Origin of the sequence: Advenella kashmirensis W13003 (genome assembly GCF_000506985.1) — a bacterium.
GTDB lineage: Bacteria > Pseudomonadota > Gammaproteobacteria > Burkholderiales > Burkholderiaceae_B > Advenella > Advenella kashmirensis_A.
This window is the reverse complement of the sequence record NZ_KI650979.1, coordinates 1,175,839-1,202,018: the sequence shown is the minus strand read 5'-3', so window position 1 is coordinate 1,202,018 and position 26,180 is coordinate 1,175,839. Positions and strand designations below refer to the sequence as shown.

The 26,180-nt window shown below is 56.9% G+C and carries 27 protein-coding genes; 17 read left to right on the top strand and 10 right to left on the bottom strand.

Annotation, left to right across the window (positions count from 1 at the left end; all coding sequences use genetic code 11):
* Window positions 1–1,206, bottom strand: coding sequence for an ABC transporter substrate-binding protein (locus W822_RS29650; RefSeq protein ID WP_024004197.1), 1,206 nt, complete (start codon window positions 1,204–1,206; stop codon window positions 1–3).
* Between the two features lie 100 nt (window positions 1,207–1,306).
* On the opposite strand from W822_RS29650, the gene W822_RS29645 reads away from it, so the two are divergent.
* Window positions 1,307–2,020, top strand: coding sequence for a GntR family transcriptional regulator (locus W822_RS29645; RefSeq protein WP_024004196.1), 714 nt, complete (start codon window positions 1,307–1,309; stop codon window positions 2,018–2,020).
* Between the two features lie 150 nt (window positions 2,021–2,170).
* Here W822_RS29645 and W822_RS29640 read toward each other — a convergent pair whose 3' ends face one another.
* Window positions 2,171–2,941, bottom strand: coding sequence for an SDR family oxidoreductase (locus W822_RS29640; RefSeq protein ID WP_024004195.1), 771 nt, complete (start codon window positions 2,939–2,941; stop codon window positions 2,171–2,173).
* Between the two features lie 331 nt (window positions 2,942–3,272).
* Between W822_RS29640 and rocF the strand changes: the two genes are divergently transcribed.
* Window positions 3,273–4,220: an arginase gene (gene rocF, locus W822_RS29635; RefSeq protein ID WP_024004194.1), complete on the top strand. Its 948-nt coding sequence runs from the start codon at window positions 3,273–3,275 to the stop codon at window positions 4,218–4,220.
* Between the two features lie 3 nt (window positions 4,221–4,223).
* Window positions 4,224–4,682 (top strand): PACE efflux transporter, encoded by a 459-nt coding sequence (locus W822_RS29630; protein ID WP_172642765.1) that lies wholly within the window; start codon window positions 4,224–4,226, stop codon window positions 4,680–4,682.
* Window positions 4,683–4,749: 67 nt separating this feature from the next.
* On the opposite strand, the gene W822_RS29625 is transcribed toward W822_RS29630, so the two are convergent.
* The gene (locus W822_RS29625; RefSeq protein WP_024004192.1) at window positions 4,750–5,310 is read right to left on the bottom strand and encodes a DNA-3-methyladenine glycosylase I; all 561 of its coding nucleotides are present in this window, start codon (window positions 5,308–5,310) and stop codon (window positions 4,750–4,752) included.
* Window positions 5,311–5,443: 133 nt separating this feature from the next.
* On the opposite strand from W822_RS29625, the gene W822_RS29620 reads away from it, so the two are divergent.
* The 3 genes from W822_RS29620 (at window position 5,444) to W822_RS29615 (ending at window position 7,092) form a co-directional block, all read left to right on the top strand.
* Window positions 5,444–6,355, top strand: a complete 912-nt coding sequence (locus W822_RS29620) for a DMT family transporter (protein ID WP_024004191.1) — start codon at window positions 5,444–5,446, stop codon at window positions 6,353–6,355.
* Between the two features lie 103 nt (window positions 6,356–6,458).
* On the top strand, window positions 6,459–6,821 hold the full coding sequence (locus W822_RS46670) for a type II toxin-antitoxin system RelE/ParE family toxin (protein WP_081724294.1): 363 nt from the start codon (window positions 6,459–6,461) through the stop codon (window positions 6,819–6,821).
* On the top strand, window positions 6,796–7,092 hold the full coding sequence (locus W822_RS29615; RefSeq protein ID WP_024004190.1) for a helix-turn-helix domain-containing protein: 297 nt from the start codon (window positions 6,796–6,798) through the stop codon (window positions 7,090–7,092). Before W822_RS46670 ends, W822_RS29615 begins: the two co-directional genes overlap by 26 nt.
* Window positions 7,093–7,152: 60 nt before the next feature.
* On the opposite strand, the gene W822_RS29610 is transcribed toward W822_RS29615, so the two are convergent.
* Window positions 7,153–7,785, bottom strand: a complete 633-nt coding sequence (locus W822_RS29610) for a glutathione S-transferase family protein (RefSeq protein WP_024004189.1) — start codon at window positions 7,783–7,785, stop codon at window positions 7,153–7,155.
* A 201-nt stretch (window positions 7,786–7,986) separates the two neighbouring features.
* On the opposite strand from W822_RS29610, the gene W822_RS29605 reads away from it, so the two are divergent.
* Both W822_RS29605 and W822_RS29600 read left to right on the top strand, forming a co-directional pair.
* On the top strand, window positions 7,987–9,360 hold the full coding sequence (locus tag W822_RS29605; RefSeq protein WP_024004188.1) for a class II fumarate hydratase: 1,374 nt from the start codon (window positions 7,987–7,989) through the stop codon (window positions 9,358–9,360).
* A gap of 45 nt (window positions 9,361–9,405) precedes the next feature.
* A complete protein-coding gene (locus tag W822_RS29600) occupies window positions 9,406–9,672 on the top strand; it encodes a DUF1289 domain-containing protein (RefSeq protein ID WP_024004187.1) in 267 nt (88 codons plus the stop codon).
* Between the two features lie 142 nt (window positions 9,673–9,814).
* Here W822_RS29600 and W822_RS29595 read toward each other — a convergent pair whose 3' ends face one another.
* Both W822_RS29595 and W822_RS29590 read right to left on the bottom strand, forming a co-directional pair.
* Entirely contained in the window at window positions 9,815–10,267 is a 453-nt protein-coding gene (locus tag W822_RS29595; protein ID WP_034279481.1) for a VOC family protein, read from the bottom strand.
* The gene (locus tag W822_RS29590) at window positions 10,264–10,719 is read right to left on the bottom strand and encodes a VOC family protein (protein ID WP_024004185.1); all 456 of its coding nucleotides are present in this window, start codon (window positions 10,717–10,719) and stop codon (window positions 10,264–10,266) included. Before W822_RS29590 ends, W822_RS29595 begins: the two co-directional genes overlap by 4 nt.
* A gap of 172 nt (window positions 10,720–10,891) precedes the next feature.
* Between W822_RS29590 and W822_RS29585 the strand changes: the two genes are divergently transcribed.
* Window positions 10,892–11,851: a GlxA family transcriptional regulator gene (locus W822_RS29585; protein ID WP_024004184.1), complete on the top strand. Its 960-nt coding sequence runs from the start codon at window positions 10,892–10,894 to the stop codon at window positions 11,849–11,851.
* A gap of 83 nt (window positions 11,852–11,934) precedes the next feature.
* Here W822_RS29585 and W822_RS29580 read toward each other — a convergent pair whose 3' ends face one another.
* Window positions 11,935–13,287 carry an MmgE/PrpD family protein gene (locus tag W822_RS29580; RefSeq protein WP_024004183.1) on the bottom strand — a complete coding sequence of 451 codons (1,353 nt, stop codon included), beginning with the start codon at window positions 13,285–13,287 and terminating at the stop codon, window positions 11,935–11,937.
* A gap of 40 nt (window positions 13,288–13,327) precedes the next feature.
* A complete protein-coding gene (locus W822_RS29575; RefSeq protein WP_024004182.1) occupies window positions 13,328–14,488 on the bottom strand; it encodes an acyl-CoA dehydrogenase family protein in 1,161 nt (386 codons plus the stop codon).
* A gap of 115 nt (window positions 14,489–14,603) precedes the next feature.
* Here W822_RS29575 and W822_RS29570 point away from each other — a divergent pair, with 115 nt between their 5' ends.
* The 4 genes from W822_RS29570 (at window position 14,604) to W822_RS29555 (ending at window position 18,740) form a co-directional block, all read left to right on the top strand.
* Window positions 14,604–15,539 (top strand): LysR family transcriptional regulator, encoded by a 936-nt coding sequence (locus W822_RS29570; protein ID WP_031242234.1) that lies wholly within the window; start codon window positions 14,604–14,606, stop codon window positions 15,537–15,539.
* A gap of 283 nt (window positions 15,540–15,822) precedes the next feature.
* Window positions 15,823–16,662 carry an HTD2 family dehydratase gene (locus tag W822_RS29565; protein WP_024004180.1) on the top strand — a complete coding sequence of 280 codons (840 nt, stop codon included), beginning with the start codon at window positions 15,823–15,825 and terminating at the stop codon, window positions 16,660–16,662.
* Window positions 16,659–17,864, top strand: coding sequence for a CaiB/BaiF CoA transferase family protein (locus W822_RS29560; RefSeq protein WP_024004179.1), 1,206 nt, complete (start codon window positions 16,659–16,661; stop codon window positions 17,862–17,864). The genes W822_RS29565 and W822_RS29560 overlap by 4 nt, the downstream gene beginning before the upstream one ends.
* Window positions 17,865–17,930: 66 nt before the next feature.
* Window positions 17,931–18,740, top strand: coding sequence for an HpcH/HpaI aldolase/citrate lyase family protein (locus W822_RS29555; protein WP_024004178.1), 810 nt, complete (start codon window positions 17,931–17,933; stop codon window positions 18,738–18,740).
* On the opposite strand, the gene W822_RS29550 is transcribed toward W822_RS29555, so the two are convergent.
* Window positions 18,700–21,063: a CHASE2 domain-containing protein gene (locus W822_RS29550; protein WP_172642764.1), complete on the bottom strand. Its 2,364-nt coding sequence runs from the start codon at window positions 21,061–21,063 to the stop codon at window positions 18,700–18,702. The two genes, W822_RS29555 and W822_RS29550, sit on opposite strands and share 41 nt — an antisense overlap.
* 31 nt (window positions 21,064–21,094) lie before the next feature.
* Window positions 21,095–21,853, bottom strand: coding sequence for a response regulator transcription factor (locus W822_RS29545; RefSeq protein ID WP_024004176.1), 759 nt, complete (start codon window positions 21,851–21,853; stop codon window positions 21,095–21,097).
* Window positions 21,854–22,546: 693 nt separating this feature from the next.
* Here W822_RS29545 and rpsL point away from each other — a divergent pair.
* The 4 genes from rpsL to W822_RS29525 all read left to right on the top strand — a co-directional run.
* The gene (gene rpsL / locus W822_RS29540) at window positions 22,547–22,924 is read left to right on the top strand and encodes a 30S ribosomal protein S12 (RefSeq protein ID WP_024004175.1); all 378 of its coding nucleotides are present in this window, start codon (window positions 22,547–22,549) and stop codon (window positions 22,922–22,924) included.
* Window positions 22,925–23,112: 188 nt separating this feature from the next.
* Window positions 23,113–23,583: a 30S ribosomal protein S7 gene (gene rpsG, locus W822_RS29535; protein WP_024004174.1), complete on the top strand. Its 471-nt coding sequence runs from the start codon at window positions 23,113–23,115 to the stop codon at window positions 23,581–23,583.
* 15 nt (window positions 23,584–23,598) lie between these two features.
* Entirely contained in the window at window positions 23,599–25,704 is a 2,106-nt protein-coding gene (gene fusA / locus W822_RS29530) for an elongation factor G (RefSeq protein WP_024004173.1), read from the top strand.
* Between the two features lie 89 nt (window positions 25,705–25,793).
* Window positions 25,794–26,180 (top strand): GTP-binding protein (locus W822_RS29525; RefSeq protein ID WP_024004172.1); only part of this gene is annotated, 387 nt, incomplete at its 3' end.

Here is a 26,180-nt window from a genome sequence, read left to right as displayed (position 1 = left end):
TTACAACTTGCACGCAGCGGCTTCGGATTCGGGGCCATAGGCCTCTTCGCCGGGGATGGTGGCGGAGACCTTGAAGTAGTCCCATTCACCTTTGGATTCAGAGGGCTTCTTCACTTCATAAAGGAACATGTCATGTACTAGCAAACCGTTGGCGCGCACTTTGCCGTTCTTGATGTAAAAATCGGATATCGGCGTGGACTTGAACCAGTCCATAATCGTCTTGCCATCATCGGTTTTGGTGGCGGCTACGGCTTTCAGGTAAGTTTTGACGGCTGAATAATCGCCGCCCTGATTGAAAGTGGGCATGGCGTGATGTTTTTTCATAAACGCCTGCGACCACTTGCGTGATTCTTCGTCCTGGTCCCAATACCAGGGTGCGGTCCGGTACATGCCCTGTGTAGGTTCGAGGCCAAGCGCGTGAATATCGCTGATATACACTTGCAGCCCGGCCAGACGCATGCTGGAGGTCACGCCAAAGTCATTGGCTGCCTTCACTGAGGCGATAAAATCATTGCCCGAATTGGCCAGGCCCAGAATTTTCGCACCCGAAGACTGGGCCTGCAGCATGTAGGAAGAGAAATCAGCCGTGCTCAGAGGGACCTTCACACTGCCCATGACCTTGCCGCCCGAGTGGGTGACCACGTCAGACGCGGTTTGCTGCAGGGCATGACCAAATGCGTAGTCAGCGGTAATAAAGAACCAGTCCTTGCCGCCCTGTTTGAGCACCGCTGAGGCCACACCGTAGGCCGTCGCCCGGGTATTGTATGCATAGTGAACGGTATAGGGGGTGCAATATTCATTGGTGATGGCAGTGGCACCGGCGCCCACCGAAATCATCGGCACGTGTTTCTCGGCGGCAACGGCGGCCATCGACAGCGTTGTCGCCGAATTGGTTCCGCCGATAATCACGTCGATTTTGTTCTGGTCGATCCAGGCTCGCGCCTTGGAGGCGGCCAGATCGGCCCGGTTCTGGTGGTCGGCGGTGACCAGGGTGATTTTTTTACCGTCGATGGCGCCGCCGAGTTCGTCGATCGCCATTTGAATGGCGACCGTGCCGCCCGGCCCATCAGTGTCAGCATATACACCAGACATATCGGTAATAAAGCCGATACGGATTTCGTCGTCAGAAATGCCACCGGCAGCATGCGCCAGGGGGGCGGCGGCCAGAGCGCAGCATCCCGCCAGCAATACAGTTGTTGATTTCATCGAGTCTCCTATACACTGCGGTTGCAGATGCACGTTGTTGTTAATATAAGTAAACTATAACAACTGTGATCACAGAAAAAACCTTGGTAAATACCCTTATATGAAAAGTACAATCGACGCCCCGGCCAGCCGCCAGACGCTCAGCGCATCCACGCTGGAACAGATTAAACAGATTCTGTGGAGTGGTAAGGTCATGCCCGGGGAGCAATTGTCCATACGCAAAACGGCAGAAGCGCTGGGCGTCAGTATGATGCCCGTGCGGGACGCATTTTCCCGGCTGGTGGCCGATCATGCACTGGAGGTCACGCCGAACCGCTCGGTGCGTGTGCCGGTGCTCAGTCTGCAAACCTTTACCGAAATTACCCGTATCCGTTTTGAGATTGAAGGCATGGCCGTGGCCGAAGCGGCCGGGCATGCGAACCCCGATCTGTTGCAGACTATCCGGGAGATGAACGACGCGTTGTCGCTGGAAATGAGCAAGGAACAGGCGGACACCCAGGAACTGGTCAGCCTGAACCAGCGGTTTCATTTCGCCATTTACGAAGCGGCCGGTATGCCAGTGCTGTTTCAGATGATCGAGAGCCTGTGGCTGCGTATCGGGCCGATTCTGAATTACGACCTGCGCCAGGGGTCACCACGCACCCGGGAGCAGGTGGCGGTCAGGCATCACCGCGCCCTGATTGACGCCTTGCAGCAAGGTGAACCGGAAGGAGCCCGGCGGGCGGTGGTGGCCGATATCGGCGGCGCGTACGATTATATGGCGGCGCGCACGCCCAGTCTGTTTTTGCCGCCCGACGACCGCGGGGCCGGTTAAGGCGTGTTTGGTGGCCTGCTGTCATTGTGTCGGCTATGACGAGCAGAACAGAGCAGAGCAGGGCTTGCCAATGGTGGCAGGTTCGCCTGCAGTAAGGCCGGTGGACCCGGCGTGCGCCAGACGCTGCCGGGTCCCTTTATGCCCCTGCGATCAGTACAGTTTTTCGGTATGTCCGTCTACGGCCAGTGCCTGGCCTGAAATATTCAGTGCCAGATCGCTGCACACGAACAGTGCCTGGTTGGCGATGTCGTCGGCGGTCACCATGGTATGCATGGCCGACTGGGCTTTATAGGTATCTTCCACTTCAGCGTGGGGTTTGCCCAGCATTTTGGCCTTGGCGCCAATTACTTGCTGGATGCGCGGACCGTCCACCGCCCCCGGACAGATTGCGTTGACCCGAATACCGTCGGGCCCCAGTTCGTTGGCCAGTGAGCGGGTGAAGCCGATCACGGCCCATTTGGATGATGAATAGGGCGTGCGTCCGGCAAAACCCAGGCGTCCTGCCGCAGAGGACAAGTTGACGATGGCCGGATGCGTTCCCTTGCGCAGATGAGGCAGGGCGTATTTCACGCAAAGGAACTGCCCTGTGATGTTGATGCGCAGGGTATTTTCCCATTCGGCCAGCGTAATATCCTCGACCGGGCCGGTGGGTCCGGCAACACCGGCGTTGTTGATCAGAATATCCAGCCCGCCCAGCGCGCTGACCGCCTCGTCGATCGTGCGGATGACATCCTGTTCATTGCCCGCATCGGCCGTAATGGCGTGGATTTGCGGCAATTGGGTCTTCAACGTCTTGAGGGCGGCCTCATTGATATCCGTGACAAAAACGGCTGCGCCGGCCTGTGTAAAAACATGGGCCATGGCCAGGCCGATGCCGCTGCCACCGGCTGTAATCAATACCCGTCGTCCCTGCAAATTCATATATGTCTCCTGTTGATGTTTGATCGCTGTCATTTGTGGATTTGATTTGTGACTTGTCTTGCTTATGATAACTGGCGCAGGCAAAAGTTGAAAGTGTGATCACGGATAAATAAATCCATCAGGCAGGCGACTGTTGCAAAGAGGGGCACGCGAAAGTGCTTGTTCGTGATGCATTGCGAGGGCTGTTCCAGGCCATGTCGAGCCCGTAGCACGGTACCTTTTTACGGGTACAATAAGAGTCGTATACGACGCAATAGGCGTGGTGCCGCTGTCGAACGCCAGGTAGGTCGCGACGGCAGTGCACATCGCAACTATCAGGAGAAATATTCAAGTGCAGGACACACGAAAGCAAGTCAGCCTGGTCGGGGTGCCGACCGACGTAGGAGCAGGTCATCGCGGCTCCAGCATGGGCCCCGAAGCGATTCGCGTAGCAGGAATTACACAAACGCTGGAGCAATTGGGCATCGAAGTGCGCGATTGCGGCAATCTGAGCGGGCCGCCGAACCCGTGGCAGCCGCCCCAGGAGGGCTACCGTCATCTTGAGGAAGTCATCGCCTGGAATCAGCTGGCGCACGATGCGTTATACGCTCAATTATCGGAAGGACGTTTTCCCATTATGCTGGGCGGTGATCATTGCCTGGGCGTGGGTTCGATTTCGGCCGTATCGCGCTATTGCAGGGAACAGGGTCGCAAGCTGCGCGTGCTGTGGCTGGACGCGCACACCGACTTCAATACCGCAGACCTGACGCCCAGCGGCAATATACATGGCATGCCGGTCGCCTGCCTGTTCGGATACGGACCGCGCGAACTGGTGGACATGGCCGGGCAGGCGCCTGCATTGCAGGCTGATATGCTGCGCCAGATCGGAATTCGCAGCGTGGATGACGGTGAAAAAAAATTCATTCATGAACAGGGAATCGAAGTTTTCGATATGCGGTACATTGACGAGCATGGCATGCGCCACACCATGGAACAGGCGCTGCACGGCCTGGATGAAAACACGCACTTGCACGTCAGTTTCGACGTGGATTTTCTGGATCCGGATATCGCCCCCGGCGTCGGTACGACCGTGCGCGGCGGGCCGAACTATCGGGAAGCGCAATTGTGCATGGAAATGATTGCCGATACCGAATGCATGGCATCGCTCGATATCGTCGAACTCAATCCCGCACTGGATGTGCGCAACCAGACGGCCGAAGTGGCGCTGGATCTTGTACGCAGTCTGTTCGGGCAGAGTACACTGGTGCGAACCAAATCCACCCATCGCAACGGCAGATAAGGCATGCAACAATCAATGACGGGTCAGGAAAAGAACAAGACGGTTCTGGAGCGGTTCCTGCATGCCCTTGTTTTCGAAGTACTGGCCATTGGCCTGTCTGCGCCGCTGGCCGCCTTGCTTTCGGGTCATTCGATGACCGATATGGGCGTGGTCACGGTGGTCATCGCCGTGATGGCGCTGATCTGGAATATGGTCTACAACGCGCTGTTTGACCGTTTTCTGGCGGCAACCGGAAAAAGCAAGACACTTGTCTTGCGCATCTGGCACAGCATCGGCTTCGAGCTGGGGCTGCTGTTCATGGCAATTCCATTTGTCATGTGGCGGCTGAACATTGGCTTGTGGGAAGCGCTGGTGCTGGATATCGGGCTGATCCTGTTCTATCTGCCGTATGCGTATATCTACAATCTGGCGTATGACACGCTGCGCAGCCGCTATTGGGGGCGGCAACCGCAAGAATGCTGATGCGGGTGCAGAGCTAATCGTGCACAGTGTACCCGGCCATGCCGGGACATGCCGTAGCGACGGAATTTTATTTCGATTGTGATTGTCGTGTCCACGCTGCGCCGGCCTTCATGGCCTTACGGTGCACCGGACAATCTTCATCGTGCGCGCCTGGAAGATAGCCGGTACTCATCAGGAATTCGCCGACAATTTCGCCGCCCGTGAACTTGAATGTCTTGCGGAACAGGCGCACCCATTCCTCTTTGCTCATGGGATGGTGTTGATCCAGCCAGGCCTTGAACGAGCCATGCTCCTTCTGTAATCCCTGAATGACCTGCGCGTTGTGGATGGCAGCATTGACCTTCAGGCGGTTGCGGATGATGCCGGCGTCCTGCAGCAGGCGTTCGCGGTCGGCTTCGGAATAGGCTGCGACGGTATCAATATCGAACTTGTCATACGCGCGCAGGAAATTCGCTTCCTTGTTGAGGATGGTCGACCAGGACAGGCCGGCCTGATTGATTTCCAGAATAAGCCGGCCAAAGAGTTCATTGTCATCGTGCACGGGAAAGCCGTAGCGTTCGTCGTGATAAGAACGATGAAGGGAAGCCGGTTCTGTAGGCAATTGTGCAACGAACACGCAGTAGCTCATGATGTTTTCGGGTAAGTGAAAAAAGAAGAAGGGCAAATCGCAAGGGTCTGATACCATGCTGCATTATTGTATCCTGTAGAGCGTTCTGCAGTGTCCGGCGGCCCAGTTGCCTGGCTTGCGGCATACCGTCATCATGAGCCCATCCGATTCCATCAAGCCTCCCATCCTTAACCGCTACGAATGCGCGCTGATTATCATCACGGTATTCTGGGGCGCCACTTTCCTGATTGTCCAGAAAGCGCTGGCACACAGCGATCCTTTTATTTTCGTCGGCATGCGCTTTGGCTGCGCTGCGCTGGCCATGACTGTGTGCTCGCTGCGTGTTCTGCGCGGGCTGACCGCGCTGGAAGTGCGTGCCGGAATGCTGATCGGCCTGTGTATTTTCCTGGGCTACAGCCTGCAGACGGTGGGCCTGCAAACCATTGCGAGCAGCAAGTCGGCATTCATTACCGCCTTATATGTTCCCCTGGTGCCGCTAATGCAGTGGCTGTTCCTGAAACGCCCGCCTACGCTGATGAACTGGGTGGGCGCGGGCATGGCGTTTGTCGGACTGGTGCTGCTGGCCGATCCGCAAAGCATGGAGGGCGGTGCCGGCGTGGGCGAATGGCTGACGGTTTTCAGCGCGATTGCTATTGCGGTGGAAGTGATTCTGATCAGCCGCTTCGCGGGCCGGGTGAATTTGCGTCGCGTCACGATTATTCAACTGGCGACCGCTGCGATACTGGCGGGGATGACCGGCGTGGCGCGTGGCGAAGGGATGCCTGAATTGTCCTCGCCGGTTCTGGTGGTCAGCATTCTGGTCCTGGGCCTGGCCAGTGCCGTTATTCAGATCACCATGAACTGGGCCCAAAACCATATTTCCGCCACGCGTGCTACTGTGATCTATGCCGGTGAACCCGTCTGGGCCGGCATTATCGGCCGCGTATTTGCCGATGAACGGCATTCAGCGCTGGCGCTGTTCGGCGCCGTGTTGATTGTCGTGAGCGTGGTGGTCAGTGAAGTGAAGTTGCGGATAAGACGGCGCCCGCAGCAGCGGTCGTCGTAGCCCCTTTACGATGCTGTTATAAAGAATAATTTTCGTCCGTGTTGTGCTATATCTGCTACGCTTTCAGCTTGGTTTGGTATAATCCATTGGATTATACCAGGCTATGCATAGTATCGTTGAATTACCCACATACATCAGAACTGCAGATAAGCTTTTGAGCGGCAGTGAAAACGAGGACTTAATCACTTATCTAGCCGAGCACCCCAAGGCCGGAGATATTCTCCAGGGCACAGGTGGTATACGCAAGTTACGTTGGCGCAGAAGTGGACAAGGTAAAAGCGGGGGTGTACGAATAATTTATTATTATCACGATGAACGTATGCCGTTATATCTTTTGGCGTTATTTGCCAAAGGAGATAAGGCCAACCTGAGCCAGGCCGAGCGCAATGATCTGGCAGGACTGGTTGATCATTTGGTCAGTATTTGGAAAGGGCGAAATCATGAGCACCGTATATCAAAATATTAAGCAAGGGCTGGAAGAGGCGATAACGTACGCCAAAGGTGATGAACGTGGCGTGCGCGTCCATATGCCTCGTGATGTGGATGTGAAGGCGGTGCGAGCCAAAATAGGAATGACTCAGGAACAGTTTGCAGCACGTTTCGGTTTCTCAACAGCAACGTTGCGTCACTGGGAACGGGGTGACCGCGTTCCGCACGGACCTGCGCTGGTTTTGCTCAATGTCATTGAACACAACCCCCAGGCTGTCATTGACGCATTGGCCAACACGGATGCGTAATTAGTCGGGATCACCGCTTCAATATCGGCGATGTATCTCTTTGTCGGTCTATCCGTTTTTTTACTTCTGTTGCGCCGCCGCGGCCTTTTGCAGTATCTCCAGACTGCGCTGATAAGCCGGGCGTTGTGTAAGGCGGTCCACGTAGGCGTTGAACGCCGGGCGCGCTTCCAGCACGCCGAACTGCACATAAAACCGGATGGCCGAGCCCACGTATACATCGGCGGCGGTGAATTGTTCTCCGCAAATCCACGGGCTGTCCGAAACGGCCTTCTCCAGTACGTCCACGGTGCGCTCCAATGTACCGAAGCCGAGCATCGCGCTTTTGTCCGAGGGGATGTCCATATTCAGTGACTTCATGGTAATTGCCTCTTCCAGCGGCCCCGCGGCAAAGAACAGCCAGCGGTAATACGTGCCGCGCAACGGGCTGTCCGGGGCCGGTGCCAGGTTTGCCTGTGGATACTGATCGGCCAGAAAGGCGCAAATGGCTGCTCCCTCGGTCACGACCTGCCCATCATGAACGATGGTGGGCACCTTGCCCATGGGGTTGATGGCCAGATACTCGGGCGTTTTCATGGCGCCCTGAAAATTCAGGTAAATCGTCTCGTACGGTTCCCCCACTTCTTCGAGCATCCAGTGAATAACGGCGGCCCTCGATTGCGGGTTGGAATAGAAGGTGATACGGTTCGCTGGCATGGCACAATCCTTACAGGCAAAAGGGTGATCAGGGGAGTCGCTGCAAACAGCTCTTATCATAATGCGCAACCACCGGACAGCGCAAATCGGCATGCATATTGCCCCTTGCGTTTATGACATCGCCCGGGGTGCTTATAATGGAAAGGCAGGCCGGTATATCGCCTGCCCGATTTTTAGATTTCGAACTGATGAGGTGAACGAATGAAGACACGTATCGAGAAAGACAGTATGGGTCAGTTGCAGGTTCCGGCCCAGGCACTTTATGGGGCGCAGACGCAGCGCGCCATCAATAACTTCCCGATCAGCGGGCAGCGCCTGCCCGCCCCTTTTATTCGTTCGTTGCTGCTGGCCAAGGCGGCCGCAGCCAGAGCCAACGTCAGGCTCAAGCAGATTCCGGCCGATATGGGTCAGGCCATTGTCACCTCCGTGGACACACTGCTCGAAGGTGACTTCATGGTGCATTTTCCGATCGATATCTACCAGACGGGATCAGGCACCAGCACCAATATGAATGCCAACGAGGTACTGGCAACGCTGGCCTCCAAGCTGTATGGGGAAACGGTCAGCCCCAATGATCATGTCAATTACGGGCAAAGCAGTAACGATATGATCCCGGGTACCATTCATATCAGCGCGGCCGTGCAACTGCACAAGGAACTGCTGCCGGCGCTGGCGCATCTGGCCAAAGTGATTCGCAAAAAGGCGAAATCGGTGGACCGCTACGTCAAGACCGGCAGAACCCATTTGATGGACGCCATGCCGGTGCGCATGAGCCAGACGCTCGAAGGCTGGGCGGTTCAGGTGGAGCAGAATATCCGGCTGCTGAAGGCTCAGCAGCCGCTGCTGCAGACGCTGGCGCAGGGCGGGACGGCCGTGGGCACCGGCATTAATGCGCACCCGCGCTTTGCGGCAGAATTCGCCCGGCAGATCAGTTCTTTGACCGGTGTGCGGTTTGCTCCGGCCGAGAACTTTTTTGCCCATATCAGCTCTCAGGATATCGCCGTAGCGCTGTCAGGACAGCTCAAAACCACGGCGGTGACGCTGATGAAAATCGCCAACGATCTGCGCTGGATGAACTCCGGCCCGCTGGCCGGCCTGGGCGAAATCGAGCTGGAAGCCCTGCAGCCGGGTTCGTCTATTATGCCTGGCAAGGTCAACCCCGTCATTCCCGAGGCGACAGCCATGGTCGCCGCACAGGTGATCGGCAACGATGCTGCAATCACGATTGGCGGACAGGCGGGCAATTTCGAGCTGAACGTGATGCTGCCCATGATTGCGCATAATCTGTTGAACAGTATTGAGCTGCTGGCCAATGTATCGCGCCTGCTGGCCGACAAATCGATCGCTACTTTCAAGGTCAATCAGGCGCGCTTGCAGGAGGCGCTGGACAAGAATCCGATCCTGGTCACGGCACTGAACCCGGTGGTCGGCTATCTGAAGGCTGCGGAAATCGCCAAGCAGGCATATAAGGAGAAACGGCCCATTATTGACGTGGCCGCGGAACAGACCGATCTGGGCGAAGCGCAATTGCGCAAGCTGCTTGATCCCAAGAAACTGACCGAGGGCGGACTGTAGGGATTCATCCGGCCCGTCACCGAATGAACCTCCCGTTCGAACATCATGGAACAGCTAGAGTTTTTTGAAATTCCCAGCCCCTGCCGGGGCATATGCGAAATGAACAGCCGCGGCCTGTGCCGTGGCTGCCTGCGCAACCGGGAAGAGCGGTTCCAGTGGCAGACGTTTTCCGACGCGCGCAAGCGTGACGTATTGCGGCTATGCATCCAGCGGCGCCACAAGCTGGTCCAGGAAATACTGACCGCCCGCGCGCAGGCCGGGCAATCGCAGGACGATATTGACGATATCGAACCGCGTTTGCCTGGTACCTGATACGCGAGACGGGCCCGCAATAAGCACCAGTGGATGGGCAGTCATCCTGCCGTCGAGCACGTTGATCCCTGATCGGAAAACTCCCGGCAGAGAAGGCGGAGAACCGCCTGCTGGCGGCATCTGAGCTGGATTGCGCACCGGCTCACGCGGGTTTTTCTTCCCCTTTGCCAGCCGCTTCGTTTCCTGGAAACTGCGCCATATCCATCCAGATGATTTCCCAAATATGACCGTCAGGGTCATTGATACTGCGCCCGTACATAAAGCCATGTTCCTGGGGTTCGCGTGCTTCGGTGGCGCCCAGTGACAAGGCGCGTTGTGTCAGCTCATCCACCGCGGCCCGTGATTCCCGGCTGATGCACATGAGCACTTCGCTGCTCTTGTGCGCATCGGCAACGGTTTTGGGGGTGAAGTCGGCAAAGCGCTTGCGCTCCAGGAACATCACACTTGCCATCGGATTCACTTCCATGCATAGCGATTTTTCGTCGCAGAACATGGTGTTGAAGGTAAAGCCCAGGCCCGAGAAAAAGGCTTTGGTGGTGTCAACGGAATTGACGGGCAGGTTCACAAAAAGCAGGGTGGGGTTATCTGTATTCATTGTGTACTCCGGGATGGTGATTGGGGTGATTTGCTGCCAAAATAATTCAAATACCATATTTTGCCGAACCGATCGGCAACAACAGCGAACATGTCTGCCCATGGGGTGGGCCCGGGCGGAACGGCCAGGGTGCCGCCGCTGGCCAGAATCTCGATGGACCGGTGCAGGTTCTCTTCACTATCGATACTGACGCCAAAGCCGAAATCATTACCGGGCCGAAACCCCGCCGGATTGTTCATATCGGTACCCAGAATCATAAAATCCTGGTTGACCAGCTGGCCATGCATAATGGTGTCAGGATCGGCAGAGGCGGTCGGACAGTCGGGGGAGTCCGCAGGGAATTCGGCGACGGTGCGAAACAGCAGTTCGCCCCCGAAACACGACTGGTAAAGTGTCAGCGCCTCGCGGCACTGGCCGTTGAAATTCAGATAAGGTGAAAGTGTGACGCGCATGTTCGATCTCCTGGAAAGGTGTCAACGACATGGAGCCACTATAGTGGCAGGATGACAAATGTGAAAGTGCAGATAACGGCAATACCACAGGTTGATTGCGACACGCACTTGTCGTATAGTGAACGCGTGGGCGGTGCGTCGCGCCGCTGTCAATTCCCAAGCGGGGTGTGCTGTGAAACACATTGTTTTTCTTGTTCCCCAGGGGGTCAATCTGGCCGGCCTGGAGCAGGCCAGGCTGGGCCTGGCCGAAGCGTGTCGCTACCGGCAGCAGCACAACCTGCCCATGCCGTTCGAGGTATCGCTGGCAGGGGCGCACGCAGATATTCGTGCCGGCAATGGTCATTACACTATTCACCCCGATCATTTACTGTCTGCGGTGCCGCAGGCTGATCTGTACATTGTGCCGCCGACCGAGCCCTCTCAGGCTGCGTTGCAAGACAATGCCCCCTTAATTGGCTGGCTAGGGTCTCAGTATGCCCAGGGCGCACCCATGGCAAGCCTGTGCATGGGCAGCGCCCTGCTGGCCGCCGCCGGCATATTGGATGGCCTGCGCGCAGTGACACACTGGCAGGCGCTGGAACCCATGCAGCAGGCGTTTCCCAGGGTTCGCTGGAATGCCGAAAAGACCATGGATTTTGATGGGGGCGTATTTACCAGCGGTGGGGCGGTGTCGGCCAGTCGCCTGATTCTGCATCTGATTGAAATGCATTCGGACCGGCCCACCGCCATTTATTGCGCGAAGGTCTTTCAGCTCGATTACGAACGTCATTCCCAGTTGCCTTTTTCCATTTTCAATGGCTGGAAAGCGCATGGCGATTCGTCCATCATGCCGGTGCAGTCGTTTCTGGAACGGCACTATTCGGAAAAAATCACCGTTGAACAGCTTTGTGATTCGTTTGCCATGGGTCGCCGCACCCTGGAGCGGCGTTTTCGCAAAGCCACCGGGCAGTCGGTACTGGAATATCAGCAGCGGGTAAGGGTAGAGGCGGCCAAGCGGCAACTGGAAATGACTTCCAGCACGATTTCAGATGTGATGTATGGTGTAGGGTATAACGACGCCAAGGCCTTTCGGGATACCTTTCGCAAGTACAGCGGCCTGTCGCCGCTGGCCTATCGGGAAAGGTATCAGTAACTGTAAAACAGATTTCTGTTGCACTAAAGTCAGCGATGGCGGTAGCGTCAATAAAACCGTAACTTCCAGCAAAGGCGGTCACATCAATAAAGACGCTTTACCTGGGTCGCGCCCCGAATAGTCTCAATGGCGTGCAAACCGGCATGCAACTGCTCATCCGACAGCGTGTTGCCATATTGCGCCAGTCCCAGGACCTTGTCCCGGATTTCCTGGCGCGACAGCGTATTGCCGGGGTCGCCCTTGGGTTCATCAACCCGGCCTTGCAGGATGCGTCCGTCCCGGGTTGTGACCGAGACCTTGCCGATCCAGCGCTCAGGATAGGCTGTGTCCACTTCCTCATCGCGCTCCATGGTGACTTTGTCACGGAAGGCGGCCACAGACTGGTCATCCAGCGCGGCATCGAACTCGGGCAGGCCTGCACGCTGACGCAAGGCGATCAAAGCCAGAACGGTGCCCATGGAGAACTTGGACTGATGAACCGTTTCGGGGCGGGTGACCGCACCCAGTACATCAATGGCGCCCTGGTGTACATGTGTGACGACCCGCACAATATCGTCCGCTGACAGCTTATTATCCTGCATGACCTGCGCCAGCGCGTCGGCCGCAGGATGGGTATGACGACATGAAGCATGATATTTGAACGAAGTTTCCGCCAGTGCCCAGCGCGATCCCAGCCTGTCGGTCAGGCGGGCCGGATCCGCGTCGCTGGACATGCCGGCCCCCATTCCCTGCGTGCCTTCCAGAATCTGTCTGGCACCGGTGAAACCATCCCGGGCCAGCCAGGCGGCTGTCAGGCCGTTGGCGGCGGCTTTGGCGGTATGCAACTGTTTGGAGTCGGCGGCGGTACGCAGAAATTCCCACAATCCTGCCGCCTGCGTGCCAGCCGAGCCAATGGCATCCAGCATTTGGGCTGGCGTCAAGGACATCAACCGACCCACTGCCACTGCGGCCGCAATGGTGCCGGCCGTCCCTGTCGTATGAAAAATCCGGTAATGAGAACGCCCCAGGAATTCTCCAACCCGGATTCCCGCCTCGTATCCAGCCACGCAGGCGGTGAGCAGCTGGCGGCCCGAGGCGCCCGTTTCCTGGGCCACGGCCAGCGCCGCAGGAAACACCACGGCGGCAGGATGAAAGACCGAGCCGTTATGCACGTCGTCCTGTTCCACCATATGCGCAGCGGCGCCATTGGCCAGCGCGGCAAAAAGTGGCGACGTTGTCCGGGTCGAACCGATGATTTGCGCACTGCCCTGGGCTGGCCCCATGGCAAGCGCAAAATCGCGGATGGACTTGACGGGGCGGGCCGGATAGCCCGCAAGCATGGAACCGAACGTATCCAGCAGAAAGTCCTCGCAGCGCGACATGACCGCATCGGGGATCATGTCATCGGCAAGGGTAGCGGTAAATTCGGCGAGCGTAGCACTGGGAGTTTGTGACATGGCATATATCCTGGACTGGGGCAGAAACGTGTTGACGGGATCAGAACGAACGGGGCAGCCCCAGCACGTGTTCGGCAACGTAAGAGTAAATCAGATTGGTGGAGATCGGCGCCACCTGGTACAGCCGGGTTTCGCGGAATTTGCGCTCGACATCGTATTCGTTGGCAAAGCCAAAGCCGCCGTGAAATTGCAGGCAGGCATTGGCCGCTTCCCATGATGCTTCCGAGGCCAGCAGCTTGGCCATATTGGCCTGGGTGCCGCAAGCTTGCTTGGCGTCAAAACGACGGGCGGCTTCATAGCGCATCAGGCTCGCTGCTTCAATATTGATGAAGGCCTTGGCAATGGGGAACTGTACTCCCTGGTTCTGGCCGATAGGCCGGCCAAACACCTTGCGTTCCTTGACGTACGCACTCACCTTGTCTATAAACCAGTAGCCGTCGCCGATACATTCGGCGGCAATCAGCGTGCGCTCGGCATTCAGGCCATCCAGAATATACTTGAACCCCTTGCCTTCTTCGCCGATCAGGCTCTCTTCGGGCAACTCCAGGTTGTCAAAAAACAGTTCGTTGGTTTCGTGGTTCACCATATTGGGGATGGGCTGCAGGCTCATGCCGGATTTGAGCGCCTGATGGATATCGACCAGGAAAATGGACATGCCTTCGGACTTGCGTGTGACCTGTTCCAGCGGCGTGGTGCGGGCCAACAGAATCATGAGGTCGGAGTGCTGAACGCGCGAAATCCAGACTTTCTGGCCATTGATCACGTAGCGCCCGTCTTTCTTTGTCGCGGTGGTTTTGATCTTGGTGGTGTCGGTGCCGGTGGTCGGTTCGGTCACGGCCATGGACTGCAGACGCAGCTGGCCGGTGGCGATTTTCGGCAGATAGGTTTTTTTCTGTGCATCAGAGCCATGGCGCAGCAGGGTGCCCATGTTGTACATCTGGCCATGGCAAGCTCCGGAATTACCCCCGCAACGGTTGATTTCCTCCATGATGACCGACGCTTCAGTTAGACTGAGGCCCGACCCACCATATTCCTGCGGAATCAGGGCGGCCAGCCAGCCGGCCTCGGTGAGGGCATTGACAAAAGCTTCCGGGTAGGCGCGCTTTTCGTCAATATCACGGAAGTATTCGGCAGGAAACTGGGCGCACAAATCACGAATGGCATCGCGAATATCCTGGTAGGCGTCGGTTTGATGTTGCATGGTCGGAATCTCGGAAATATGAACAGGAACAGCCTGTACTGTGACAGATCGCGCCGGTTCTGAATATTGTTGTTTGCTTAACTAAGACTTTAGCGTTTATTAAGGAGCGCCGCAGATGGCGATGCATTTTGACCTGACGGATATGCAATTGATGGTACACATCAGCGAAGTGCACAGCCTGACCAAAGGTGCCGAACGCTCGCACCTGTCCCTGCCCGCCGCCAGCAACCGGATCAAAAACCTCGAAAACAATCTGGGAACAGCCCTATTGTATCGGAATAGCCAGGGTGTCACCCTGACCCCTTCGGGCGAAGCCTTCGTGCGCCACGCGCATATCGTGCTGCGTCAGCTGGAACATCTGCGCGGCGATATCCGCGAGTTTGCCGAAGGCATCAAGGGCAAGGTCCGCGTTTACGCCAATACAACTGCAATGAACGAATTCATGCCCGACATCCTGAGCCGATACCTGGCGTTGCATCCGGATGTCAGCGTCGAACTGCGCGAGCGGCTCAGCTATCGCATCGTCAAGCTGGTCAGCGAAGGCGTGGCCGATATCGGCGTAGTGGCCGGCATCGACGAAGATCAGGCGGTGTCGGAAGAGGGCGTGCGCTTCATTCCCTATCGCTCCGACAATCTGGTGCTGGTGACCTCGCGCGGGCATCAGCTGGCCGGCCATGATGAACTGTCGTTCGCAGAAAGCCTGTCATACGAATTCGTTGGCCTGTCGGAGTGGAGCGCCATTCATTCGTTTCTGAAGCAGGCGGCCGAAACGCTGGGCAGCCCGCTGCGCTTTCGCATTGAGGTGGGCGGCTTTGAGGCCGCCTGCCGAATGATTGCCGCCAACGCCGGCATTGGCGTGATTCCCGAGACGGCCGCGCTGCGCTATGCCGCCACCATGCCGCTTAAAATTATTCGCCTGACCGACAGCTGGGCGCTGCGCCGGCTGTATGTCTGCGTGCGCCGTCTGGAAGAACTCCCGTCGTTTGCCCAGGAACTGGTTGCGCTGATGCAGCAAGACGCCGGCGCCTCAAACGGCGCCGATGCTGCGTAACCGGCACGGATGCAGTGCGACGCCAGCCTGGGCCCATTCCGTTTTGCGCGACACCTGTCCGAACGCATCCCGACCTCTGCGCGATAGCCGCCGGGGTCCATTCTGATCTGCGCGACGCATGCCAGAAGGCATTACGATCGGTGGCGCGGGTTGTGATAAATCGGTGCAACGCGCGCCTATCTGGTCTGGCAAAGTCCCCCTTTCAGGATTAATAATTCCCCTGAGAATGCCGAACCGGTTATGCTGATGTTAATTATTATATTCATATCAGGAAACAGTGCGCATGACTCAGGATGCTCGGCAGTCCGACCTTTCCGACTGGATTGGTCGTCAGGAAGTGGCTCAGGATTTCATCAATCCGTCCCACGTAAGAAAAATTGCGGCTTCGCTGGAGGCGAGCGCGCCTGCTGCCGGCGAGCCGCTGCCGCCCTTGTGGCAATGGGCGCTGTTTATCGAACCGGCACCACAGGATCAGCTTGGCGCTGACGGCCATCCGCAGCGGGGCGGTTTTCTGCCACCCGCCGATGATCGCAACCGCATGTGGGCGGGCGGTCGCCTGCAGTTTCATCGGCCGCTTCTGGTCGGCCGGGACGGCGAGCGCGTGTCCACCATCAAGGCAATCAAAGAGAAAGAAGGCAGTACCGGCAAACTGCTTTTTGTCACCGTCACCCACGAATACACACAGGACGGTGAACTGTGCATTTACGAAGAGCAGGACATTGTCTATCGTGAGCCTTCGCCACCGAAACTGGGTGGTACCGAGGTTGCGCAAACTGCGGCCTGGTCGGAAAGCATTTCGCCGACCAGTACCTTGCTGTTTCGCTATTCCGCCGTCACCTTCAACGGTCATCGCATCCATTACGACCATCCTTATGTCACCGAAACCGAAGGCTATCCGGGCTTGGTGGTGCATGGCCCCATGATTGCGACACGCCTGCTGCAGGCCTTCACCCATGCCAATCCCGATAAAACCGTGACCGGCTTTTCATTTCGCGGCCATCGACCGCTGATTGCGCCGGCCGTCTTTCGCGCACAGGGCGCCATCGCCGAGCCGGGTCGCGCCCGCGTATGGGCAGAGCAGGAGGGTAGCGTTGCCCAGACAGCAGAGGTCAATTTCAAATGAAAACACACAAGCAAACAAACGGGGTTCGTCCCCTTGACGGCATTACCGTCCTGAGCCTGGAACACGCCATCGCGGCACCGTTCTGCACCCGCCAGCTGGCCGACCTGGGCGCGCGCGTCATCAAGGTGGAGCGGCCAGGCGTGGGAGATTTCGCACGTAATTATGATGAACGTGTTAAAGGCATGGCTTCGCATTTTGTTTGGACCAACCGGTCCAAGGAAAGCCTGACGCTGGATCTCAAAAGCCGCGAGGCCAGTGAAGTGCTGGCGCGCCTGCTGCCTCAGGTCGATGTGCTGGTGCAAAACCTGGCGCCGGGTGCGGCGGCGCGCCTGGGACTGTCGTTCGAGGCCCTGCATGAACAGTATCCGGAGCTGATCGTTTGCGATATTTCCGGCTACGGCGCCGGCGGCCCATATGAACACAAGAAGGCCTACGATCTGTTGATCCAGAGCGAAAGCGGTTTTGTGTCCGTCACGGGCAGTGCCAACGAACCGGCCAAGGCCGGCTGTTCGATTGCCGATATTTCAGCCGGCATGTACGCCTATTCGCATATTCTGTCCGCCCTGTTGCAGCGTGGCAAGACCGGCAAAGGCAGTCACATTGATCTGACCATGCTCGAGAGCATGGTCGAATGGATGGGCTTTCCCCTTTACTATGCATTTGAAGACGCACCGGCGCCGGTCAGGGCGGGGGCGGCGCACGCCTCCATCTATCCTTACGGACCGTTTCTGGCGGGTAACGGCAAAACCATTATGCTGGGCCTGCAGAATGAACGGGAATGGAAAACGTTCTGCGACCTGGTGCTCGAAAAGCCCGAACTGGCAACGGACGCCCGCTTTGTTTCCAACTCCATGCGCACCGCCAATCGTGATGCGCTGCGTGACCTGATTATTCAGGCCTTTGCCGCCTATGATGACGAACAAATCATCGAACGGCTGGAAAAAGCGGGGATTGCCAACGCACGAGTCAACGACATGAAAGCCGTGTGGGAGCACCCCCAGCTCAAGGCACGCGATCGCTGGACCCATATGGAGAGTCCGGTGGGTACGCTGCCTGCTTTATTGCCGCCGGGCGTCAACAATAGCTATGACTTCCGGATCGATGCGGTTCCGGATCTGGGCGAACATTCGGCTGCGATTCTGGCCGAGCTGGGCTATGATGAGGCCACCGTCAGTGAGTGGAAAGCGGGCGGTATCGTTTGAGCGGCTTGCCTGCCGATTTCTGTCATCTGTCTTGCCGTTAATCCCCATTTAGGAGTTTTGCCTGTCATGAGAATGCGTTCTGCACTGTTTGTTCCTGCGACCCGGGTCGACCGGATCCCCAAGGCCCTGGCCAGTGGCGCCGATGCCGTTATTGTCGATCTTGAAGATGCCGTTGAGCAGGACGCCAAGGAAAGCGCACGCGCAGCATTAAGCGATTTTGCGCAGGCCAATCCGCAGGCGCAGTTTATGCTGAGGGTCAACGATGCGCGCAGCCGCTGGTTCAACGACGATATTGCCATGTGCGCAAAAGTTGCGAATATTACCGGCGTCATGCTCCCCAAGGCCGAAAGCAGCTCCCAGATTCAGGCCGCCAGTCTGGCCCGAAAGCCGGTGTACCCGATCATTGAAAGCGCGATGGGCCTCATGCGCATGCCGGAACTATGCCAGGCGCCTGGTGTGGCCCGGCTGTCTTTCGGCGCGCTGGATCTGGCGCTGGACCTGAACATGGATCGCGATTCGGCGGGGGCGCAGCAGTTGCTGGCCAGCGTTCGCCCGCAACTGGTTATACAGAGTCGTGCAGCAGGCATTCAGGCGCCTCTGGACGGCGTCTTTCCCGATATTTCAGACAGCGACGGGCTTGCACAGTCGGTCGGACTGGCCAAGGGTATGGGGTTTGCAGGCGCCTTGTGCATCCATCCTTCGCAACTGGCGGTCATTCATGGCGTGTTCGAACCCACGGCCAGCGAACGGGAATGGGCGCAACGGGTGCTGGACGAGCATCAGAAAAGCGGCCGTGCCGCCTTCAAGCTGGATGGCCAGATGGTCGATATGCCGGTCATAGAGAAGGCTCGTCAGATTCTTCAGGCTCATCCTTAGGCAGGCGCACGATAAAGTCCGACCCCCAAGCGGGGGCGGACCTGACCCGGATATCGCCATGATGACGGGTGACAACGGTCTTGACGAACAGCAACCCCAGGCCCAGGCCACCCGGGTCATCCGCCTCGCCCGGACTCACGCGGCTAAAGCGTGTAAAGAGCGCCTTCTGATCATGCTCGCTGATACCGCGGCCCTGGTCGCGAATGGTGACTTCCCAGAAATCGCCTGCCGACACAATCGTGCAGGTGACCGTGGTATGGTCCGGGCTGTATTTGAGGGCGTTGTCCAGCAAATTGCCAAAACAGCGGGTCAGCAATGACTGGTCTCCGCGGACAAAGGCGCAAACGGGCCCGTCTTCGTTCACAATCGTGATATGACGCGCCCGGCTGGCCGCCCAGAACTCGTTGACGGCGTCCTGCAGCAGATCGCTCAGATTCAGCGGCACGAAGTCCATGCCGCTTTGCTCGGCACGGGTAAACTGCACAAAATCATCTACCAGCCTGATCGTGCGGGTTGAAAGCTGCTTCACCTGTTGCAGCAGTTCCCCGGCAGGAAGGGCCTGTGCGGGATGTTGCTGCAGATCGATCAACGCCAGGATCGAGGCTTGCGGCGCTCGCATGTCATGTGAAATAAAGCGCAGGGTGTCGTCGCGCCTGCGTTCGGCCTGGCGTAAAGCACTGATATCGATCAGATTCAGAATGAACCCAGAGTGGCGACCCGTGGCGGTATGGGTGGACATGGATTTGAGCAGCAAATCGCGCCCGGCACAGTCGCGCACTTCGTACCCCTTGTCAGTATGCACCGCCCATGCCCCGACACCGGATTGTGGTGTGTGGCCGTCCTGAGCCTGCTCGGGGTGGTCGATGGCGGCGACCAATTCCCGGCACACGACCGGATCGGCAATAATCGTTTCCAGAAAGGCCTGGATATGCAGACCGTCGGTCAGCGGAGGCGCGTTCAGGCTGGTCATATAACGCGTGGCGCTGGCTGACCAAAGCGTCAACTGATGATGGGCATCGAAAACCACCGCCGGGTCGGCAATGGCGTTAAAACTGTCACTGATGAACCGGCGCAGTGACCGCACGCGGTTCAGCCCAAAGCGTAACTGCATGACTCTTTCATTCAGGGACAGGCGATCCTTGCCGGCAGGGTCTGTCGCCGCCACCTCGGCACCCAGCAGGGGGTACTCGCGATTGAGCTCGCCCATTTCCCGACTCATCTGGCTCAGGGCGATTTCCTGTGTGCGCCAGCTCCAGATCGGGTAGGTCAGGGCGATACCCATCATGGCGGCAACAGGCGATATCCAATAATTGCCCAGATATAGCGTCAGCAGGGTACCGGACAGCACCACCACCAGGGCGATGCCGGTGGCAAGCAGAACGCGCCGCGGCGACAGTCGCCTGACTGCCACAAGCAGCAATAAAACGGGCGCCAGTGATATCAGGCTTTGCATGGTCTGGCCTGGGTGGCGGATCCAGTTGCCTTCGCGCGCAGACTGCAGGACATTGGCCAGCACTTCGACGCCGGCCATATTGTCGATCGTGTCCGCGGAAACGGGTGTCGGAAAACTGTCTCCCATGCCTGTTCCCCAGGCGCCGATCAGAACGTATTTATTGGCGAAATAATCTGCCGGAACGTCTCCCGCCAGCACCTCGCTGTATGGGATCATCGGAAATCGCAGGGGTGCGCCGACAAATGGGATGAGCAAGGGCGGCTCGGTACGATGGGCCCTGAGCCTGTCAACGGCCGCGGTCTGACCGCCCGCTTCGAGCATGGCCAGGGCAAGGTGTTTATAGCTTGGGTCATTTGGAGAAAAGAGACGTATTCGGCGTACCGTGCCATCGGGATCGGGCACGATATTAATAAAGCCGAGATGCCGGGTGGCCGTGCTCAATCCCGAGACCGGCCGGACCGGCCGCTGCATGGCCGTCCCTGACAGGAAATAGGCAAGCACAACCTTGCCGTTGCGCCGGATCGCGCCGGATAATGCGTCGTCATCTTGCGGGTGAGCCCAATCGGCGTCCGAGAAAAGAATATCGAATCCCACCGCCCGGGCACGGTGCAGTCGTTCAAGAAGACGGGCGTGCAAACTGCGTCTCCAGGGCCAGAATCCGATTCGTGCCAGGCTTTTGTCATCGATCACGATCATGACAATATCGTGATCGGGCTGGCGGACATGCGTGTAACTGACCACCTTGTCATACAGGCTGGAACTGATGCGCGAGAAGACGGAAAACCGGCTGCAGAACAGGGTGATGCCCAGAATCAGCAATGCAACCAGGATCCATTCACGCTGATAGCGCCGATACAGTGACTTCTGCATGGCATCTGTCATCCATTACAGCACAGGACGCTCATATCTGACCGGCAGACCTGCTTGTTCCAGTCTGTCCCGATAAAGGGGGATTGTCGGCCTGTGCAGAATCGGAAACGGTTTCCAGGCGGTAACCCAATGCGTAAGACGACACGATACGCAAGCCATTTTCGGGACGGATACGCAGCTTTTGCCTCACGTTGGACAAATGGGTGTCCAGCGTACGCGAGGTGGCGGGAATTTCGCGGTTCCAGATGGCGACGCTCAGTGCGTCGCGGGAAAAAAGCCGCCCCAGGTTACGGAAAAACAGCACCGCCAGATCGAATTCCTTGGGTGCCAGGGTGATTGCCTCGTCATGCAGATGGACGGAGCGCGCCTGCGCGTCGAAAACGTAAGGACCGACTTCAAAAACCGTGCTATCGGGGCCTGCTGCATTCCTGCGGCGCAGCAATGCAAGCAGGCGCACACGCAGGGCCGGTTCGGAATAAGGTTTGACAATATAGTCGTCGGCGCCGGTCTCGATTGCATCGACCAGGTCTTCTTCGCCGCTGCGGCTGGTGATAAACAGCACCGGCAGGGCATAACCCAGATTCTGGCGCATCCAGATCAGGACGTCCTTGCCGGTAATGTCCGGCAACTCCCAATCCAGAATAAGCAGCTCGAATGAATTCGGTGCCATGAGGTCGACTATCAAGTCCTTGCCTGAGCTGTAATGCCTGCAGGTATATCCCATTTTTTCTACTGCCTGCGTCATCTGCGCTGCCTGAGGCAGATCGTCTTCCAGTATGGCAATGTTCATGTGAGTATTCCTAATGCAGCAAAGCCAGGATCACTGGCTTCTCTAGCCGCCCGCACGTGGCGGGCCTCAGGTTCGAAATTATAGCAAAACAGTTGTTTTTTGGGATTTCGGATCCAGATAGAAAGCTGAGGCCGGCCTGCAACACATCCGGTTGTTCTGTTTGTTCTCGCAACGTCCTGTTTTCTTGACGTTTTATCGCAATTATGTTAATGTTACGGGCTACCTAGTGGTAATAGCGTTAGGTGGTAGCAGTAAAAGCAGTAGACTTGTTGCTCTTTGGTGGCCCGAATGTGGCAAAACAGGGTTCTGGTAAAGGTTTCGCGTAAACTATTCTGGAATGGGTTTTGCAATTTCGGTGCAGACATCTTCGGGAGCACAATTTTAAAAGCCGTATCCTGGTCAGAATGTCGTGCCAAAGCAACATGCAGACAGACAACGCCGCAGTCAGGCGCTTTGCGCCCACGAGTGCAGCGGTTGTGTTGATTGCCTGAGCTTCGCACATGGCCTGTACAGGATTTTTCAGCAAGAGAAAAAATCCTGTCCGAACAGTGGCGACACGCACCGGTCATATGCCGGCGTTAATATCGCGACTTTGCCCCATTCTCTTCCGGACGTACATTAACGTCAGTACGTAAAACAGACGCAAATATAAATCGGTACAGGTTTTCTGTACATGAAATAGGATAGAAGGTTATGCCAACCATCAGCCAGCTCGTGCGTAAACCGCGCGAAAGCAGCCATGAGAGCAGCAAAAGCCCAGCGCTTGAAAACTGCCCTCAGCGTCGTGGCGTATGCACACGTGTGTATACAACCACACCTAAAAAACCGAACTCTGCGATGCGTAAAGTCGCCAAAGTGCGCCTGACCAACGGTTTCGAAGTTATTTCGTACATCGGTGGTGAAGGTCACAACCTGCAGGAACACTCCGTGGTTCTTGTTCGTGGCGGTCGTGTAAAAGACCTCCCGGGTGTGCGCTATCACATCGTACGCGGCTCACTTGACCTGCAAGGCGTCAAGGACCGTAAGCAGTCCCGCTCCAAATACGGTGCCAAGCGTCCGAAGAAAGCCTAATCCGCTTTTTTTGAACGGTTCATCCGTAAGGCGGAAACGCCCAGACAGCTTCCTTCCCACCGGTTGGTAAGCGTGCAGCCGCAGCTGCGAGAAAAAATTATCTGCGGTACGTAAGGGGCTGACCTCTCATATAGGCAGCCACGGCCACGCAAGTGGTTCAACTGAAACAGACACTCTAAGGAAGTACAATGCCACGTCGTCGCGAAGTACCAAAACGCGAGATCCTGCCCGATCCAAAATTCGGCAGTGTCGATCTTGCAAAATTCATGAACGTTGTCATGCTGTCAGGCAAAAAAGCCGTCGCAGAACGTATCATTTATGGCGCGCTTGATCAAGTCCAGGCCAAAACAGGTAAAGAGCCTATCGAGGTGTTCAACCTGGCAATCAACAACATCAAACCCATCGTCGAGGTTAAAAGCCGTCGCGTGGGTGGTGCCAACTATCAGGTACCTGTCGAAGTCCGTCCCGTCCGTCGCCTCGCGCTGGCAATGCGCTGGCTGCGTGAAGCCGCGAAAAAACGCGGTGAAAAATCAATGGACCTTCGTCTTGCCGGGGAACTGATGGATGCGGCCGAAGGCCGTGGCGCTGCAATGAAAAAGCGTGAAGACACACACAAAATGGCAGAAGCTAACAAAGCTTTCTCTCATTTCCGCTGGTAATTTAAGGACACAACCATGGCCCGCAAAACCCCGCTCGAACGATACCGCAATATCGGTATTTCTGCTCACATTGACGCTGGTAAAACCACAACGACAGAACGTATTCTGTTTTATACCGGTGTGAACCATAAAATCGGTGAAGTGCACGACGGTGCCGCCACCATGGACTGGATGGAGCAGGAACAGGAACGCGGTATTACCATTACTTCAGCTGCGACTACCGCTTTCTGGCGGGGCATGGCGGGTAATTATCCTGAGCACCGCATCAACATCATCGACACCCCGGGACACGTTGACTTCACCATTGAAGTTGAGCGTTCCATGCGTGTGCTTGATGGCGCTTGCATGGTTTACTGTGCAGTGGGCGGCGTACAGCCTCAATCTGAAACCGTATGGCGTCAGGCCAACAAGTACAAAGTGCCTCGTCTGGCCTTTGTGAACAAAATGGACCGTACCGGTGCGAATTTCTTCAAGGTCTATGACCAGTTGAAAACACGCCTGCGTGCCAATCCTGTGCCTGTGGTCATCCCAATCGGCGCCGAAGATAACTTCAAGGGTGTGGTCGACCTCATCAAGATGAAAGCGATCATCTGGGACGAGGCCAGCCACGGCACCAAGTTCGATTACGAAGATATCCCGGCAGAACTGGTTGACTCAGCCAATGAATGGCGCGAAAAGCTGGTTGAAACGGCAGCAGAAGCCACCGAAGAACTCATGGACAAGTACCTTGAGAGCGGCGAGCTGAGCGAAGAGGAAATCAACACCGCCATTCGTCAGCGGACCATTGCCTGCGAAATTCAGCCTATGCTGTGCGGCACTGCGTTCAAAAACAAAGGCGTGCAGCGCATGCTGGATGCAGTGATCGATTATCTGCCTTCACCTGCCGATATTCCTCCTGTCACTGGCGAAGATGACGCCGGTAACGAAGTCAGCCGCAAGGCCGATGACAAAGAGAAATTCTCTGCACTGGCATTCAAGCTGATGACCGACCCCTTTGTTGGTCAGCTGACTTTCGTGCGCGTTTACTCGGGCGTCCTGGCCTCTGGCGACACGGTCTACAACCCTATCAAGGGCAAAAAAGAACGTATCGGCCGGATTCTTCAGATGCATGCGAACAACCGTGCCGAAATCAAGGAAGTGCTGGCGGGCGACATCGCCGCTGTCGTTGGTCTGAAAGACGTCACGACCGGTGAAACGCTGTGCGACGTAGATTCGCACATCATGCTCGAACGCATGGTATTTCCTGAGCCTGTGATTTCACAGGCGGTTGAGCCAAAAACCAAGGCCGACCAGGAAAAAATGGGCTTGGCGCTGTCCCGTCTGGCCGCAGAGGATCCGTCCTTCCGCGTCCGCACCGACGAAGAATCAGGCCAGACCATTATTTCCGGTATGGGCGAGCTGCACCTGGAAATTCTGGTAGACCGCATGAAGCGCGAGTTCAACGTGGAAGCCAACGTGGGTAAACCACAAGTAGCCTACCGTGAAACCATCCGCAAGGTATGTGAAGAAGTCGAAGGCAAGTTCGTCAAACAGTCCGGTGGTCGTGGTCAGTATGGTCACGTCGTGCTGAAACTGGAACCCCTGCCTCCAGGCGGTGCCGGCTACGAATTCGTTGACGCCATCAAGGGCGGTGTGGTTCCTCGTGAATACATTCCTGCCGTTGACAAAGGTATTCAGGAAACACTGAGTGCCGGTGTGGTTGCCGGATACCCGGTTGTTGATGTCAAGGTAACGCTGTTCTTCGGTTCTTACCATGACGTTGACTCGAACGAAAACGCGTTCCGTATGGCTGCTTCGATGGCCTTCAAGGAAGGGATGCGCAAGGCTCAGGCCGTATTGCTCGAACCCATGATGGCTGTTGAGGTGGAAACACCTGAAGACTATGCCGGTACTGTGATGGGCGATCTGTCTTCACGTCGTGGTATGGTTCAGGGCATGGACGATATGGTTGGCGGCGGCAAGGTCATCAAGGCCGAGGTACCCCTGGCCGAGATGTTCGGTTATGCGACCAACCTGCGTTCTCTGACGCAAGGTCGTGCAACGTACACGATGGAATTCAAGCAGTACGCTGAAGCACCTAAGAACGTTGCCGACGAAGTCATCAGCGCCCGCAGCAAATAAAACACAAAAGGTGTTGCACCTGTTTTTACCCAAGGTAGGGCAGGTGCAACGTTTTCATATTCAGATAGATTAAGTATTGGATAGATATTATGGCAAAAGGTAAGTTTGAACGTACCAAACCACACGTAAACGTTGGTACGATTGGTCACGTTGACCATGGCAAAACAACGCTGACAGCGGCGATTACAACGGTCTTGTCCAAGCAGTTTGGCGGCGAAGCCAAAGGCTACGACCAGATTGATGCGGCGCCTGAAGAAAAAGCGCGTGGTATCACGATCAACACGGCTCACGTTGAGTACGAGACAACGAACCGTCACTACGCGCACGTTGACTGCCCGGGCCACGCCGACTATGTTAAGAACATGATTACCGGTGCGGCGCAGATGGACGGCGCGATCCTGGTATGTTCTGCTGCTGACGGCCCGATGCCTCAGACACGTGAGCACATCCTGCTGTCCCGTCAGGTTGGCGTGCCT

Excerpts from the sequence above, each read along its gene's own strand:
- rpsG (WP_024004174.1), top strand. The coding sequence starts at position 23,113 with ATGCCACGTCGTCGCGAAGTACCAAAACGCGAGATCCTGCCCGATCCA.
- W822_RS29580 (WP_024004183.1), bottom strand. The coding sequence starts at position 13,287 with ATGTCACAAACTCCCAGTGCTACGCTCGCCGAATTTACCGCTACCCTT.
- W822_RS46670 (WP_081724294.1), top strand. The coding sequence starts at position 6,459 with ATGCATAGTATCGTTGAATTACCCACATACATCAGAACTGCAGATAAG.
- W822_RS29605 (WP_024004188.1), top strand. The coding sequence starts at position 7,987 with ATGAAGACACGTATCGAGAAAGACAGTATGGGTCAGTTGCAGGTTCCG.
- W822_RS29560 (WP_024004179.1), top strand. The coding sequence starts at position 16,659 with ATGAAAACACACAAGCAAACAAACGGGGTTCGTCCCCTTGACGGCATT.
- W822_RS29575 (WP_024004182.1), bottom strand. The coding sequence starts at position 14,488 with ATGCAACATCAAACCGACGCCTACCAGGATATTCGCGATGCCATTCGT.
- W822_RS29645 (WP_024004196.1), top strand. The coding sequence starts at position 1,307 with ATGAAAAGTACAATCGACGCCCCGGCCAGCCGCCAGACGCTCAGCGCA.
- W822_RS29545 (WP_024004176.1), bottom strand. The coding sequence starts at position 21,853 with ATGAACATTGCCATACTGGAAGACGATCTGCCTCAGGCAGCGCAGATG.
- W822_RS29650 (WP_024004197.1), bottom strand. The coding sequence starts at position 1,206 with ATGAAATCAACAACTGTATTGCTGGCGGGATGCTGCGCTCTGGCCGCC.
- W822_RS29600 (WP_024004187.1), top strand. The coding sequence starts at position 9,406 with ATGGAACAGCTAGAGTTTTTTGAAATTCCCAGCCCCTGCCGGGGCATA.
- rpsL (WP_024004175.1), top strand. The coding sequence starts at position 22,547 with ATGCCAACCATCAGCCAGCTCGTGCGTAAACCGCGCGAAAGCAGCCAT.
- W822_RS29565 (WP_024004180.1), top strand. The coding sequence starts at position 15,823 with ATGACTCAGGATGCTCGGCAGTCCGACCTTTCCGACTGGATTGGTCGT.
- W822_RS29640 (WP_024004195.1), bottom strand. The coding sequence starts at position 2,941 with ATGAATTTGCAGGGACGACGGGTATTGATTACAGCCGGTGGCAGCGGC.
- W822_RS29555 (WP_024004178.1), top strand. The coding sequence starts at position 17,931 with ATGAGAATGCGTTCTGCACTGTTTGTTCCTGCGACCCGGGTCGACCGG.
- W822_RS29625 (WP_024004192.1), bottom strand. The coding sequence starts at position 5,310 with ATGAGCTACTGCGTGTTCGTTGCACAATTGCCTACAGAACCGGCTTCC.
- W822_RS29595 (WP_034279481.1), bottom strand. The coding sequence starts at position 10,267 with ATGAATACAGATAACCCCACCCTGCTTTTTGTGAACCTGCCCGTCAAT.
- W822_RS29570 (WP_031242234.1), top strand. The coding sequence starts at position 14,604 with ATGGCGATGCATTTTGACCTGACGGATATGCAATTGATGGTACACATC.
- W822_RS29590 (WP_024004185.1), bottom strand. The coding sequence starts at position 10,719 with ATGCGCGTCACACTTTCACCTTATCTGAATTTCAACGGCCAGTGCCGC.
- W822_RS29615 (WP_024004190.1), top strand. The coding sequence starts at position 6,796 with ATGAGCACCGTATATCAAAATATTAAGCAAGGGCTGGAAGAGGCGATA.
- W822_RS29550 (WP_172642764.1), bottom strand. The coding sequence starts at position 21,063 with ATGCAGAAGTCACTGTATCGGCGCTATCAGCGTGAATGGATCCTGGTT.
- W822_RS29610 (WP_024004189.1), bottom strand. The coding sequence starts at position 7,785 with ATGCCAGCGAACCGTATCACCTTCTATTCCAACCCGCAATCGAGGGCC.
- fusA (WP_024004173.1), top strand. The coding sequence starts at position 23,599 with ATGGCCCGCAAAACCCCGCTCGAACGATACCGCAATATCGGTATTTCT.
- W822_RS29620 (WP_024004191.1), top strand. The coding sequence starts at position 5,444 with ATGAGCCCATCCGATTCCATCAAGCCTCCCATCCTTAACCGCTACGAA.
- W822_RS29630 (WP_172642765.1), top strand. The coding sequence starts at position 4,224 with ATGCAACAATCAATGACGGGTCAGGAAAAGAACAAGACGGTTCTGGAG.